A 13,757-nucleotide genomic window follows, 5' to 3' on the forward strand; every position below is an offset into this window, starting at 1 on the left:
AATCACTTTAGGCTATAATGCTGTTATGTGGTTGATAAAATTATCTATCTGTTCTTCTGACAAAAATTTATTCGTTCCTTGTGCAATAGAATGATTTTGAGTATCTGCCCAATTGGTTTGAACAATGGATTTTTCGAAATCATCGTCCAAATTTTGGCTATCTAAAGGAAAACCCCATAGCTCAAACCACTTTTTGATATTACGGTCATAACGCCAAGTGTTGGCAACATCGCCCCAGTGTTGAGCTTTGTTAGCGAATGTATATTTTACTTCTTCATTAGGCTCTACCCATTCTCCTGACTCTTGAGCTTGTTGATCATCTTTACTAAAGCCCCATTCGTAACCGCAAAGCATCAAACCATATTTATCGTTAAATCCTTGAAAAACTGAGTTTCCTAGATTCAAGTCATTATAATCCATATAAGTAAAGCTCCTTCAGGAATTGGACGTAGGGTGAGTCCTATACGTCTTTTAATTATTAATGATAGCAATGTGCTAAGCAAATTTTATAAAAGCTACTTTACGTAAACAGACTCTTGACCATTCCAGCCACACTCTACACAAATGCCATTTTCGAAATGATGGCTACAGTTTGGATAGCCATAAAGTTTGTTAGCGCAATTTGGACACAAGTCTGACATCTTTGAGCTATCTTTAAAGTATGATGATTGGCACTCATCACAAGTGCTTTTTGCTCTATTCATAACTTAACCAAAAGCGCGACGGTTTGGTGTAGAGAAATGAAACCCAACGAATTATTCAGTTGAAAGGTTGGGTTTCATGAGTTCTAATCGACTTACACTATCTCTAAAGTATTTTTAAAGATGACCTCGTACTTCTTTGTAGTCCTGCAACATCTACTGTCACATGCCAAATACCTGATGATGGTATTACAAGTTTGTAAGGTGATTTCGTAATATAACCACCATAGTATTGATGCCTTTCTTGATTTCGATAATTGTAGAAGTTCGAATTGTTCATTAAACGAACATTTGCAGCATTCGTAAGTGTAATTTCTACGACCTCACCTTTAGATTTTTGACCTAAATTATAATGCGTAAAGTTCATACATTGTTACCTCTCGTCTAAGTTTGTTTTAAAGGATGACTATTACTTCATCGATTTTCTTGGACAAGTGGTATGGTTTAAATTAGAATGACGTCTCTCTAGAGGTTATTCTACTGTCATACCACTTGTGGATGTCGATAGTCTCAACTTCCTGATATTGAATATTGGCGTATTCAATATCTCCGATGGCATTGGTGATGTATCATCAATGCCATTTTTATCTTCTACTATCTACCTCCTGTGCGACCCCTTTATAACTACCTTTCATACCACTCATAAATTGACCTGTAGTAGCGTCTCTCTTAAGCGAATGCTTAGGGTTACTAGGATGCTTCATTTGAGTTCGAGCTGTTACCGAACCTTTGCGAGTACTACGGCCTGTATTCTTAGCCATAATTAATTTACCTCTCTATTGGTTAGTTTTAGAAGTTTTCTGCTATTTATATTGCTGTTTTCCCTCCTTTTTTTACTAAATCGAAATATCTACCCAGCTCTCTTAATTGAATGAGAGAGCTGGATAATCGAACCTTAAATCTTACACGCACCGCCAGCACAATCATCTTCCATATCCGCTTGGGCATCGTTCGCACCATCACGAGTATTATGGTAGTACAACGTCTTCACACCCATTTTATAAGCGTTTAGCAAGTCTTTTAGCAATATCTTCATCGGTACACGGCCACCAGCATAACGAACAGGATCGTAGTTAGTATTGGCAGATATGCTTTGATCGACGAACTTCTGCATGATAGCGACCAGCTTTAGGTAGCCGTCATTGTTTGGCATTTGCCATAGTAGCTCGTACTGATCTTTTAGCTTATCAATCTCAGGCACGACTTGCTTTAAGATGCCATCTTTTGACGCTTTGATAGAGACCAGACCACGTGGTGGCTCGATACCGTTGGTCGCGTTGGCGATCTGACTTGAGGTCTCAGACGGCATCAAGGCAGTTAGGGTAGAGTTGCGTAGACCGTGCTCAGTGATCTCGCCGCGTAGCGTTTCCCAATCGAGATGTAGCGGCTCTTGGCAAATTTTGTCCAAGTCAGCTTTGTACGTATCAATCGGTAAGATACCTTGCGAATACGTGGTCTCATTGAACGCAGGGCACGCGCCTTGCTCTTTTGCCAATTTGTTTGACGCTTTCAAGAGATAGAACTGCAACGCTTCAAACGTCTGATGGGTCAGACCAAGCGCGCTGTCGTCAGAGTAGCGTGCGCCATTCTTAGCTAAGTAGTAAGCATAGTTAATCACGCCCACACCTAGCGTGCGGCGACGCATACTGCCGTTTTGAGCGGCTTTTACTGGATAGTCTTGATAGTCGAGCAGGGCATCAAGCGCACGAACGATTAGCTCAGCTGGTTCTTCGATGTCGCTGACGTTTTCGACTTTACCCAAGTTGACCGCTGATAGCGTACAAAGCGCGATTTCGCCTTCTTCGTCATTGATGTTATCCAGTGGCTTGGTTGGTAGTGCGATTTCCATACATAGGTTTGACTGACGAATCGGGGCAACCGTCGCGTCAAATGGGCTATGGGTGTTGCAATGATCGACGTTTTGAATATAGATACGACCCGTACTGGCGCGCTCTTGCATCATCAGGCTAAACAAATCGGCAGCTGGGATCTGACGGCTACGAACGTTAGGATCGTTTTCGTACTTGGTGTATAACTCTTCGAATTTGTCTTGATCTTCAAAGAACGCATCATACAAGCCAGGCGTATCACCTGGTGAGAATAGCGAGATGTCTTGACCTTTGATTAGGCGCGTGTACATTGTCTTGTTTAACTGTACGCCGTAGTCCATATGACGGACACGGTTGTCTTCGACGCCGCGGTTGTTTTTGAGTACCAGTAATGACTCAACTTCCAAATGCCACAATGGATAGAACAGGGTCGCAGCACCGCCACGGACGCCACCTTGTGAGCAGCATTTCACCGCCGTTTGGAACAGTTTGTAGAACGGGATACAACCAGTATGCTGTGCTTCACCGCCACGGATAGGGCTACCAAGGGCACGGATACGACCCGCGTTGATGCCGATACCAGCACGCTGTGATACGTAGCGTACGATGGCACTGGTGGTTGCGTTGATAGAGTCTAGGCTATCACCACATTCGATCAATACGCACGAGCTAAACTGGCGCGATGGCGTACGCACACCTGACATGATCGGCGTCGGTAGTGAGATTTTGAACTCTGAGGTCGCATCATAGAAGCGTTTGACGAAATCAAGACGGTCTGACTTGTCGTATTGGCTAAACAGACACATACCGACGAGCATATACAAGAACTGCGGGCTTTCATAGACAGTTTTGCTCACGCGATCCTGTACCAAGTATTTACCAGCCATTTGCTCAACAGCAGCATAAGCAAGATTCATATCACGCCAGTGATCCAGATACTCTTCTAACTCATCAAATTCAGCACGGCTATAGTCAGCTAGGATATGCTGATCGTATTTGCCAGCGTCTGTTAGCGTTTTAACATGATCATATAGATGCGGCGGGGTGAATTTGTTATAAGCAATCTTACGTAAGTGGAAGATAGCCAAACGCGCAGCCAGATATTGATAGTCAGGCGTGGTTTCAGAGATTAGGTCGGCGGCAGATTTGATGATGGTTTCGTGAATGTCACGAGTCTTGATACCTTCATAAAACTGGATGTGCGACTTTAGCTCAACTTGAGACACAGACACGTTGTCCAAGCCGTGCGCTGCCCACGCTATTACCTTGTGAATTTTGTCTAAATCAATAGGCTCTAAACGTCCATCACGTTTGGTTACTTGGATTTTGTCAATATGTGTCATGCTGGCCTCTATTTTGATTGCTTATTGTGATGCTGCGCGCCGAGTGGGCGGCAGACATTCTTTATAACGCTATTATGCGGGGTTGTGCTAGCTGGTTTTTTTGGGCAAAAAGCTACCACTACTCATAGTGACGGTTAAAATCACTGAGTACTACATATAGCGTGTTTGTTAATTGGTAGGCACAATATAGCGGGAAAATTTTGAAAATACTATATTGATTTTAGAATAAAACTATGTTGCTACAAGGTTGTAGGCAGTCCAAATTTTGGCAAAGGACGATGGGATAAGGGTTAGACGCAAATGCGGTCAATAATAAAATTTTTGTAAAAATATCGTGAGTTTTATTTTTCATTCTCTCGGTTATTGTCGACTGATAATGCGAGTCATGGCGGCAATAATGCGGGCGCAGATTGTACATCAAACCACAAAAAATCGCCACCCATAACTTATTACTAGCGAGTGACGATTTGGACTAAAAAGGCGTGAAAGTTTTTTATGCCACTTATAAAACAATACGAACCGTTTTTGCATTATCAAGTGAGGCATAAAGCGCGTTTACTTGCTCAGCAGCCGTTAGGTACAAATTGACCCGTGCCGAGTGAAAACGACCTGTTTTAGATGGCTTAACTTCGATAGACGCCAAATCAAAATCAGGGAATTGGCTACCCAAAATTAGCTTCACTTCATTAAGCAAGCTCTCACGCTCGCCTTCATGACCGATGATGCTTAGTGGGTAGTTCATCGGGAACTCCCAAAGCTCTGGGTTTTGAATATCGGTCTTTTTGCCTACCAATGCGCCTTTATTTGGCGTCAGGTCAGTGACTTTAACTGATGGCTGATTGCTGGTTGGGTTATTTGCGCTGTTGTCGTTGTTGTCTTTTGAATCATCACTCATGATATGAGCCTCGCTTATATAGGTAAATAGGAAAAAATTAATCAGTCATTAGTAGTAAGTAACTAACATTAAGTCATTCGAAAATCGCTGCTATAGACATTCAGTTAGTCAGACATCTGCTCAAATCATGCCAAAATCATAACGCCAAAATCTGAGACAGGCTCAGTGTGGACATCAGTGGCACTTAAATCAGTCAAACTATAGTCGATTCAATTTAAAAGTAGTACAAGGCAACCGAGTGTAGATGTAACTGTGATACTTCAAGCGAGGTTAACGCTGTCATACTTTTATAGTGGAATGGCTATATTAGGCAGAGAATATATGCACTGTTTATAGTGGTCTATGGGTGATTATTCAAGTGAAGTCTGTATTTAGTCCGTCCTATCAAGAAATAGTAGGTGAATTAGCTATTGTTAATAGCTGTTAATAAAAACTACTGCAAATAACCATTGATAGGAGTGATATCAGGCGGAATATCCGTCTCTCCCAATGCTTCTCTTAGATTAATCTCGATAGTGCGTGACAAGGCAGTTAGAGGTAACTGGTTGGCCGCCAAGCCAAAAGGCTCTTCTAACTCTTCACTAAGTGCGTCCAAACCAAAAAAGGTATAAGCAATCGCCGCACAAATTAATGGGGTCGCCCAACCGAGTGATGCCACCAAGCCAAAGGGCAACATAATGCAATACAGATAGGTCGTTCGATGTACCAGTAGCATGTAAGCAAAGGGCAGTGGCGTATTATGAATGCGCTCGCAAGCTGCCAGTACAATTGTCATAGAGGTCAGGCGCTCGTCCATGTTTTGTATGACTTGCTCCGATACCAGTCCTCGACGCCGAATATCGCTAAGCTGCTTACCCATCAGGCGCATTATATAATCAGGTACGTTTTTCGCTTGGCGCATACGGTCATAATGTATTGCTGCGACAAGAGGCTCGATATCCGCCCAAGGTGGCGTACCACGCAATCGGTGGCGCACCGCATGGGCAAAAGCAATGGTCAGATATACCATTGTTCGCTGAGTATCGCGTCCAGTTGCATTGTTATCCTCGCCATCTTCTATACCAGTCGCATCGTCCTCATCTATAAAAGACAGCACTTGGCGCGTTAAGCTACGAGAGTCATATACCAGCTGACCCCATAGTCCGCGCGCTTCCCACCAACGCTGATAACTGGCATTGTTTCGAAACCCAAGAAATAACGATAAGGCGATTCCAAGCAAGGTAAACGTTGCCATACCATAATAGGGAAACGAGTCAGGAAGCCAGTGCTGGATAATCGTGATAAGCGTACTAAGAATAGTAATCAGCAAAATTTGCGGATAGATTTTTGGAATGATTGATCCACGCAGGGTAAAAAATATCTTAAGGGCATTGGGCGTTTGCCGGACAATCATGTCAGTTTCCTAGCGATGGGGTATATGGAGACACTATTCAATGTCTCGTGTGATTCTAATATAGAAACGAGTTCTGTAAAGCCCAAAAGGCTATAAATTTATTCAAACTAAGAAGTAGGGTGGTTACTTAAGCTCGGTCATTGGGATAGCTAAAGGAGTTGAATCCTCGCCAAAAGGGCGATGTTTTTATTAATCTACTTTATGTATGTTAAAATAACGCCAAATATCATTTCTTAACTCTATAAAAGCTGTTACCACAAAGATGACTACGCCACCCTAGTTCTACTCCTCCTCAGTAAACATTGCTCTCGACAGCAATGAATCTCATAAAGCGTCTGACGCTTTTTCTTGTGCATATGCACTGCTTTAATGTTTGTATCATTATTCGATGTATCGATTAGATCATTAAGATTAAACTAATAAAGTAAGTTATGACAATAACTCGCTAACGATGACAGTTCACATTTTTATATTTATTATTTGATTGGCAATGTGCCTAGATAGAGATGTGTCAGACTTTTCATGTTAGATGTTCCTTATATCTCTCCTAGATATTTGTTAGATACGTTGTGTATTGGCAGACTATAGCAGTTCCTAAAAAACTGAGTTAAACATGTTAAATACGATTAAAGAACATTGGCTAGCCAATGTGAGAGGCGATGTCCTAGCTGGCATGGTCGTCGCTTTAGCGCTTATTCCTGAAGCAATTGCGTTTTCTATCATCGCTGGTGTTGATCCCCAAGTAGGCCTTTATGCCTCATTTTGTATCGCGGTAGTGATTGCCTTCGTCGGTGGACGTCCAGCGATGATTTCAGCGGCAACTGGCGCGATGGCGCTACTCATGGTCACACTGGTCAAAGACTATGGATTGCAGTATTTGTTAGCAGCCAGTGTGCTGACAGGTGTTATACAGATTATCTTTGGCTTCTTAAAGCTGGGGAATCTGATGAAATATGTGTCGCAATCTGTGGTGCTGGGCTTTATCAATGCCTTGGCTATTTTGATTTTTATGTCACAGGTTCCTGAGCTGATGCCGCAGGCAGGTTCAAACCTAGTACATGTTTATGGTCTGGTGGCGCTAGGTCTCGTCGTTATCTATGGCTATCCATATATCCCAAAGATCGGTAAAGTGATTCCATCGCCATTGGTCAGTATTGTACTAGTCACGGCTATAGCCATCTTACTGGGTGCAGAGGCGCGAACCATCAATGACATGGGCCAGCTACCTGATACCCTGCCGATGTTTTTGATACCTGATATCCCATTGAACTTAGATACATTGATTATTATTTTTCCGTATTCTATTAGTCTAGCGATAGTTGGCTTACTTGAGTCTATGATGACCATGACGATCGTAGATGATCTGACCGATACCAAAGGCGACCGTACGCAAGAGTGCAAAGGCCAAGGTATTGCCAATGTGGTTAGTAGCTTTTTTGGGGGGATGGCAGGCTGTGCGATGATTGGTCAGTCGATCATCAACGTCAAATCAGGCGGTTATACACGTCTTTCTACTTTAGTGGCAGGCGTGTTTTTATTATTGATGGTGGTGTTTTTAAGTGATTGGTTAAAGATTATTCCAATGGCCGCATTGGTCGCTGTGATGATTATGGTGTCTATCGGTACTTTTAACTGGGGTTCATTTAAAGAGCTAAAAACCAAGCCGCTGCAAAGTAATGTGGTTATGATTACGACCGTTGCTGTGGTGGTCGCGACGCATAACTTGGCTTATGGCGTATTGATTGGTGTGCTGCTATCAGCATTGTTCTTTGCCAATAAGATTGAGCGCTATATGAGTGTGCATAGTCACATGGATGAAGCAGTGCAAACGCGTTATTATCAAGTTGATGGCCAAGTATTTTTCTCATCAGCAGAGCGTATGATTGACTCCTTTGATATTAAAGAATCTGTCTCTAACGTGGTCATTGACGTGTCGCGCGCGCATTTTTGGGACGTGACAGCAGTCGCTGCCATAGATAAAGTGATTATTAAATTTCGCCGCGAAGGCACTGAAGTAGAGCTCATAGGTTTGAACGAGGCGAGCCAAGCGATGATAGACAATTTCGGTGTGCATGATAAGCCAGATGCTGAGCAAAGTTTAGGCGCGCATTAATTTAGCTACGTATTAATAGTATTATACTGATAAGGATAAAAAAGCTGAGTGTACCTTGGCTTTTTTTATGCAAATTAAAACCTGATTAGGAGACTATATTCCATTATGGATAAAGTTTTTACAAGCTAATAGGATGGCAGAAGAGAAGGGATAGCTAGAAGGGAAGAAGTAACTGGTCTGGATGATGCAGTATGGAGATAATTAATCGTTATATTGAAATATCTAGATGTTTTGTAGCAAAGAAAAATAGCTCTATAGATTATGAGAAATTTTTAAAGCTTCAACAGCTCTTTTTCAACTTCATTGAGAAATGCTTCGATGTTAGCTTCATGACGTTGATAAAACGTCCATTGTCCATGGCGTTCGGACGTAACCAATCCTGCTTTTTTTAACACACCCATATAATTTGAAATGGTTGATTGCGACAATCCAGCTTTTTCTTGGATGTAGCTGACGCATACCCCATCCAAATTAGCATGCTCTGGTAATGACGCTGGGAAGTTTGATCTGTCCTTCAACCACTTTATGATTTGACGACGCATGGGGTTGTTAAGTGCAGATATTATGTTTTCTGTATTCATAAAATGTGTGATATCGATACCTAGTTAATAATCAACAACTGTCAGAGTGGAACATTAGATTTTTAGCTTACTCATTATGAGTATCAATACTAAAGCGGAGTAGAATCTATTTACCGCCAATGTGCCAACTATATACAAATAAACGGCTACTAGTAGGATACTGCTTATAACTAGCGTTTATATTCTGACTATACGTTTCTATAACAGTAGAGTATACAGCCAAAACTAGATTAATTATGACAGTTGTACTGTCTAGTCATCGGAATATTGTCGAATAGTAATAATATATGACGGGCAAAAAAAGACTGTTTCAAATCGAACTTAACACTAAACGTTGTTACGACTGACTTATTAAATACACGTTAGTTCTTTGCCAAACCAGCAGTAAAATAGTATTAGAAAGCTTCTGACATGACAAGGGCGTGTTGAATATTCAACACGCCCTTAATGCTTTATGTTCTTAAATTTTATTAAGCATAGTTGTGATATCTTAGCTTTTTAGAAATGCCTCAATTTTTGGTTTAATAGTCATAGAAACGATGACCATTAACGTCAATCCTACTGGTAATGCAACTAGAAACCCTTCTAACCAACCGTTTAAAAATGCTGTTTGATTAGCAAAACCAATCGTCTTTGAGGCAGTACTAAAGGCCAACATAGATTCCATTATACAAGCCATTAATATACCTGTGATGAGATTGCGCTTGTACGCTTTGGTATTAGGTAGCTTGTGATTGATGAATTTTGTGACCAGACCCATCAGTAAGAAGCCAATCGGCATGATCGCATACGCTGCCAGTAGCGCTCTAGACCAGTCTATAAAAAATGTATCGGAATATCCGACATTCATATAGGTCATCACACCTGTTAAGAGACCACCTATGACAGTCATTAAGGCAAGTATTAACAACACTTTGTAGAGCAACGGTGTTTTTTTAGTGCCATCATTCTTAGCGCCACTATTTTTATTACCATCAATGAGCAGGGTCTCGGTATTTACTGGCATAGTATTTGGAGCCATCGTTATTTTCCTATCATAAAGAGCGTTTGATTAGTCGGTGTTTTTTTCTGCCTGTCGATCGCTTACAGATTGGTCTTCTGCAACACCTGCTTTCCAGTAAGAAAAGGCATATAGCTCGTCTTTAGACCACTGTTGCTCGACTTTTAGGTAATGTCGCAGGGCTTTGACAGATGAGAATTCGCTAGCGATATAAGCAAAACGTCTCTGCTCTGCAGTTGGCAAATCGAGAGATTTTACTGTGTCGATTAATTGACTGCCTTGCGTTGGATCTGGGTTGTGTAACCATGTCATGGTGATATTGGCCGCTGTCGGCAATTCTTGCTCATCTTCTGTACCATGCACTTCGATGATACATTGACAAGTCGCACTGGCAGGCAAGCTTTCTAATATTGAACCTAGCACTGGTATCGCTGTGGCATCGCCAATCAGTAGAAAATTATCTGCATCGGGACAAAGGGCTTTGGTTTTAGGCTTCATTAAGATACCAATCTCGTCGCCAACCTCAGCATGAGTGGCCCAGCCTGAAGCAGGGGCCTCGTCACCATGAGCGACAAAATCAATCCAGATCTGTTGTTTTGCCACATCAGCGCCGCGGTGAGTATAAGTGCGGACAACGAATGTAGTATTGTCATTTAGGTCAATTGGCTGAGCTTTATCGACAGGGATAAGTACTTTATTGTTTGCGCCAACTGTCATGGTCGCGATATTGGCAATAGTATCTGCTTGCCCTGTGAGGTATATACGGATGTAGTGCGGAGTAATCATTTGCTTGTGAGCCACGGTCATGATCTCGCGTACTGGTTTTTGATTTATTGTGTTATTCATACGGATCTGTCCTTACTTATTTATCGGTAGTCTTGCTGCTGCCAACGTTGTCTATCATGGTGCGACTGACACGGAAAAATAACGCAATCTCTACGAGGCTTAAATCTTTCGTTAATTGCTGTCTTGTCCATTCTTCTGCTGCATCAAGCTTTGTCATAACCTCTTCACCTTTAGGGGTCAGCTGTAGTAATTGGCTGCGACCATCAAGCGGGTTGTCTGTCTTTAATATTAGCTCAGCCGCCAATAGGTCATTTAAGGCGCGGGTGATTTGGGCTTTGTCTCGCTGCATGTGTTTAGAGATAGATAGCGCAGTGCTATTTGGGTTATAACAAACGCCTTTTAAGGTTCTGATATTGGTCACTGACAACTCGACACCTTGCTGGCGAATACCTTCTAGCAGCAGGTTGGTATAGGTATGCATTAATTGATGTAGTGTTTCGCTCAATGAATTGTTAGACATAAAAACTCTTTGATATAGTTGATAGAAGCAACTATATAGAATAAGGTTGATAGTGTCAACTATAAAGTGGTTTCTGAAAGAGCGTCTGTATCTACAGTTAGGTAATTTTGAATAAGAGAAGACAGTAGAAGGTCAAGAAAATAGGGGTGTATATTGAACGAGGAGCTCTTAGATTGAAGGATTTTATGACTAGGAGGTTTTGTAATTAAGAAGATTTATAATTAAACAGCTTTGCAATTAAAAAAATTGTAATTAATAAACACAGTGATTAATAAATTCTAGAACTAAAAAGCAGGCACAAAAAAAGCTGAGATATACTCAGCTTTTTTATTTTTAACAGCTATCTGAAACCTATTAGCTAGGCTCAGTATTTCTCTGAAAATTTAGTCATTTTCAAGGAAAGAGCGCAAGTGCTCAGAACGTGATGGATGACGCAATTTACGCAATGCTTTTGCCTCGATCTGACGAATACGCTCACGCGTTACATCAAACTGCTTACCGACTTCTTCCAAAGTATGATCCGTTGGCATATCGATACCGAAACGCATTTTTAGGACACGTGCTTCACGCTCCGTCAGGTTACCCAATACATCACGCGTCGCTTCTTGTAGACCAGCAGCCGTCGCATCATCCACAGGACTTGAGATTGTACCATCTTCGATGAAATCACCTAGATGTGAATCTTCATCATCACCGATAGGGGTTTCCATAGAGATAGGTTCTTTAGCAATCTTCAGCACTTTACGGACTTTAACTTCGTCCATCTCTAAGCGTTCGCCTAATTCCTCAGGTGTTGGCTCGCGACCCATTTCCTGTAGCAATTGACGTGAAACACGGTTAATTTTATTGATCGTCTCAATCATATGTACAGGGATACGAATGGTACGCGCTTGGTCAGCGATAGAGCGGGTAATCGCCTGACGAATCCACCAAGTAGCATAGGTCGAGAACTTATAACCACGGCGATATTCAAATTTATCAACGGCTTTCATCAGACCGATGTTACCTTCTTGGATAAGATCCAAGAACTGTAGGCCACGGTTAGTATATTTTTTGGCGATAGAGATAACCAGACGTAGGTTAGCTTCAACCATTTCTTTTTTCGCGCGGCGAGCTTTTGCTTCACCAACCGCCATACGACGTGCCACATCTTTCATATCGTGGATTTTCATGTCGAGCTGCTGCTCGTAATCACGGATGCGACGTTGTAACAAAATTACGTCATCAGTGACTTTTTCTAGCGTACCAGCAAATGCAGGCTTACCTTTGATACGTTCAATCAACCAATCAACGTTGGTTTCATTGCTAGGGAAGGTCTTACGGAACTCTTCACGCGGCATACGACCACGGCGAATCACCAAACGCATGATTTGACGCTCTTGCTTACGCACGTCGTCGTAGACGTCATGCATGATAGCCATAACTTGGTCTGACAAGCGATTGTTTAGCTTTAGCATCATAAAGCGTTCAGCAAGTAGGGCATACGCGGTATCAGCCTGTACGCTACCACGACCATAATCAATCAATGCTTGCTTGGCTTTGATAAATAGATGCTCGATCTCTTCTAGACGTAAACGAACTTCTTCTGGGTCAAGACCGCTGGTTTCTTCTTCGGCCTCTTCTTCAACGTCGTCTTCGTCTTCCTCATCATCATCAAGTGCAGCTGCTTTCGCATTGACCTTGGCTTTGATAACCGGTGGGTTTTCCTTTTCTTCTTTGATGCGTTCGCGCTCTTCTTTCGCCGCTTCTTTTGCTTCTTGGGCTGCGATTTTGTCTTCTTCGGTCTCAGGGTCTAGGAAACCAGTGATGACGTCAGAGAGTTTCTTTTCACCATCTTGTACTTTTTCATATTCGTCAAGGACAAACTGTACGGTACCAGGCCAATAAGCCATAGCATGCTGTACATCACGAATACCTTCTTCGATACGCTTAGCAATAGCAATTTCGCCTTCGCGAGTCAGTAGGTCAACCGTACCCATCTCACGCATATACATACGTACAGGGTCAGTGGTACGACCAGGCTCGGTTTCAACAGAGGCGAGTACTGCCGCTGCCTCATCTGCTGCCATATCATCATCACTTGAATCATCGTTCATCAAGATGTCATCGGCATCAGGAGCTGATTCAAAGATTTTGATACCGACATCGGTCAGCATTTGCACAATGTCTTCGATCTGATCGCTTTCGGTAATAGAGTCGGGCAGCTGGTCATTCACCTCAGCGTAGGTAAGATACCCTTGCTCTTTGCCCATTTGGATTAAGGTGGCCAGTTGAGATGTGGACTTAGAAACTGACTTATCGTTCATAAATACTCGCTTACTTGCATCGGACATTTTTATATTGTGACTCGCTATCGCTCGCTCTTTGCGTTGATCTTATCAATCGATTGATCAAAATATGGCGTAGAGGTTGTCAATAATATCAAAAATGAGTTGATATGAATAAAGGCTCAAAACACTACAATAACAATGCTGATAAACAGCCAAAAATTAGAAAAGCTAAAAAGACTTCAATATGGTACTTAAAAAATACAGTACTTAAAATTTAATACTCAAAAATAGTATCTAAAAGCTGATACGTAAAAATAATACCTAAA

General features: G+C 42.0%; 12 protein-coding genes. 1 reads left to right on the plus strand and 11 read right to left on the minus strand.

Going from position 1 to position 13,757, the window contains the following annotated elements:
• Positions 1-12: 12 nt before the first annotated feature.
• From ABFV72_RS01835 to ABFV72_RS01855, 6 genes are all read right to left on the minus strand, one after another.
• Positions 13-420 carry a hypothetical protein gene (locus ABFV72_RS01835; protein WP_347162117.1) on the minus strand — a complete coding sequence of 136 codons (408 nt, stop codon included), beginning with the start codon at positions 418-420 and terminating at the stop codon, positions 13-15.
• A gap of 387 nt (positions 421-807) precedes the next feature.
• The gene (locus tag ABFV72_RS13080; RefSeq protein ID WP_431192063.1) at positions 808-1,068 is read right to left on the minus strand and encodes a DUF1883 domain-containing protein; all 261 of its coding nucleotides are present in this window, start codon (positions 1,066-1,068) and stop codon (positions 808-810) included.
• A 217-nt stretch (positions 1,069-1,285) separates the two neighbouring features.
• A complete protein-coding gene (locus ABFV72_RS01840) occupies positions 1,286-1,462 on the minus strand; it encodes a hypothetical protein (RefSeq protein ID WP_347162118.1) in 177 nt (58 codons plus the stop codon).
• Between the two features lie 134 nt (positions 1,463-1,596).
• Positions 1,597-3,873, minus strand: a complete 2,277-nt coding sequence (gene nrdA, locus ABFV72_RS01845) for a class 1a ribonucleoside-diphosphate reductase subunit alpha (RefSeq protein WP_102090443.1) — start codon at positions 3,871-3,873, stop codon at positions 1,597-1,599.
• A 502-nt stretch (positions 3,874-4,375) separates the two neighbouring features.
• Positions 4,376-4,666, minus strand: coding sequence for a YbeD family protein (locus ABFV72_RS01850; protein WP_057762424.1), 291 nt, complete (start codon positions 4,664-4,666; stop codon positions 4,376-4,378).
• 535 nt (positions 4,667-5,201) lie between these two features.
• Positions 5,202-6,161 (minus strand): bestrophin family protein, encoded by a 960-nt coding sequence (locus ABFV72_RS01855; RefSeq protein WP_347162120.1) that lies wholly within the window; start codon positions 6,159-6,161, stop codon positions 5,202-5,204.
• A 613-nt stretch (positions 6,162-6,774) separates the two neighbouring features.
• Here ABFV72_RS01855 and ABFV72_RS01860 point away from each other — a divergent pair.
• The gene (locus tag ABFV72_RS01860) at positions 6,775-8,274 is read left to right on the plus strand and encodes a SulP family inorganic anion transporter (RefSeq protein WP_347162122.1); all 1,500 of its coding nucleotides are present in this window, start codon (positions 6,775-6,777) and stop codon (positions 8,272-8,274) included.
• 272 nt (positions 8,275-8,546) lie between these two features.
• Here the strand turns inward: ABFV72_RS01860 and ABFV72_RS01865 are convergent, their stop codons facing one another.
• From ABFV72_RS01865 to rpoD, 5 genes are all read right to left on the minus strand, one after another.
• The gene (locus ABFV72_RS01865; RefSeq protein ID WP_101204781.1) at positions 8,547-8,855 is read right to left on the minus strand and encodes an ArsR/SmtB family transcription factor; all 309 of its coding nucleotides are present in this window, start codon (positions 8,853-8,855) and stop codon (positions 8,547-8,549) included.
• 490 nt (positions 8,856-9,345) lie between these two features.
• Complete coding sequence (locus ABFV72_RS01870; protein WP_347162124.1) at positions 9,346-9,876, minus strand: DUF2798 domain-containing protein; 531 nt, start codon at positions 9,874-9,876, stop codon at positions 9,346-9,348.
• Positions 9,877-9,906: 30 nt separating this feature from the next.
• Entirely contained in the window at positions 9,907-10,701 is a 795-nt protein-coding gene (locus tag ABFV72_RS01875) for a siderophore-interacting protein (protein ID WP_347162126.1), read from the minus strand.
• A gap of 16 nt (positions 10,702-10,717) precedes the next feature.
• Positions 10,718-11,161 carry a MarR family winged helix-turn-helix transcriptional regulator gene (locus ABFV72_RS01880; protein ID WP_347162128.1) on the minus strand — a complete coding sequence of 148 codons (444 nt, stop codon included), beginning with the start codon at positions 11,159-11,161 and terminating at the stop codon, positions 10,718-10,720.
• Positions 11,162-11,544: 383 nt separating this feature from the next.
• The gene (gene rpoD, locus ABFV72_RS01885; RefSeq protein WP_347162130.1) at positions 11,545-13,467 is read right to left on the minus strand and encodes an RNA polymerase sigma factor RpoD; all 1,923 of its coding nucleotides are present in this window, start codon (positions 13,465-13,467) and stop codon (positions 11,545-11,547) included.
• Between the last annotated feature and the right edge of the window lie 290 nt (positions 13,468-13,757).

This window comes from Psychrobacter proteolyticus (assembly GCF_039762275.1).
GTDB lineage: Bacteria > Pseudomonadota > Gammaproteobacteria > Pseudomonadales > Moraxellaceae > Psychrobacter > Psychrobacter proteolyticus_C.

Excerpts from the sequence above, each read along its gene's own strand:
- ABFV72_RS01835 (WP_347162117.1), bottom strand. The coding sequence starts at position 420 with ATGGATTATAATGACTTGAATCTAGGAAACTCAGTTTTTCAAGGATTT.
- ABFV72_RS01855 (WP_347162120.1), bottom strand. The coding sequence starts at position 6,161 with ATGATTGTCCGGCAAACGCCCAATGCCCTTAAGATATTTTTTACCCTG.
- nrdA (WP_102090443.1), bottom strand. The coding sequence starts at position 3,873 with ATGACACATATTGACAAAATCCAAGTAACCAAACGTGATGGACGTTTA.
- ABFV72_RS01875 (WP_347162126.1), bottom strand. The coding sequence starts at position 10,701 with ATGAATAACACAATAAATCAAAAACCAGTACGCGAGATCATGACCGTG.
- ABFV72_RS13080 (WP_431192063.1), bottom strand. The coding sequence starts at position 1,068 with ATGAACTTTACGCATTATAATTTAGGTCAAAAATCTAAAGGTGAGGTC.
- rpoD (WP_347162130.1), bottom strand. The coding sequence starts at position 13,467 with ATGAACGATAAGTCAGTTTCTAAGTCCACATCTCAACTGGCCACCTTA.
- ABFV72_RS01840 (WP_347162118.1), bottom strand. The coding sequence starts at position 1,462 with ATGGCTAAGAATACAGGCCGTAGTACTCGCAAAGGTTCGGTAACAGCT.
- ABFV72_RS01870 (WP_347162124.1), bottom strand. The coding sequence starts at position 9,876 with ATGGCTCCAAATACTATGCCAGTAAATACCGAGACCCTGCTCATTGAT.
- ABFV72_RS01860 (WP_347162122.1), top strand. The coding sequence starts at position 6,775 with ATGTTAAATACGATTAAAGAACATTGGCTAGCCAATGTGAGAGGCGAT.
- ABFV72_RS01865 (WP_101204781.1), bottom strand. The coding sequence starts at position 8,855 with ATGAATACAGAAAACATAATATCTGCACTTAACAACCCCATGCGTCGT.
- ABFV72_RS01880 (WP_347162128.1), bottom strand. The coding sequence starts at position 11,161 with ATGTCTAACAATTCATTGAGCGAAACACTACATCAATTAATGCATACC.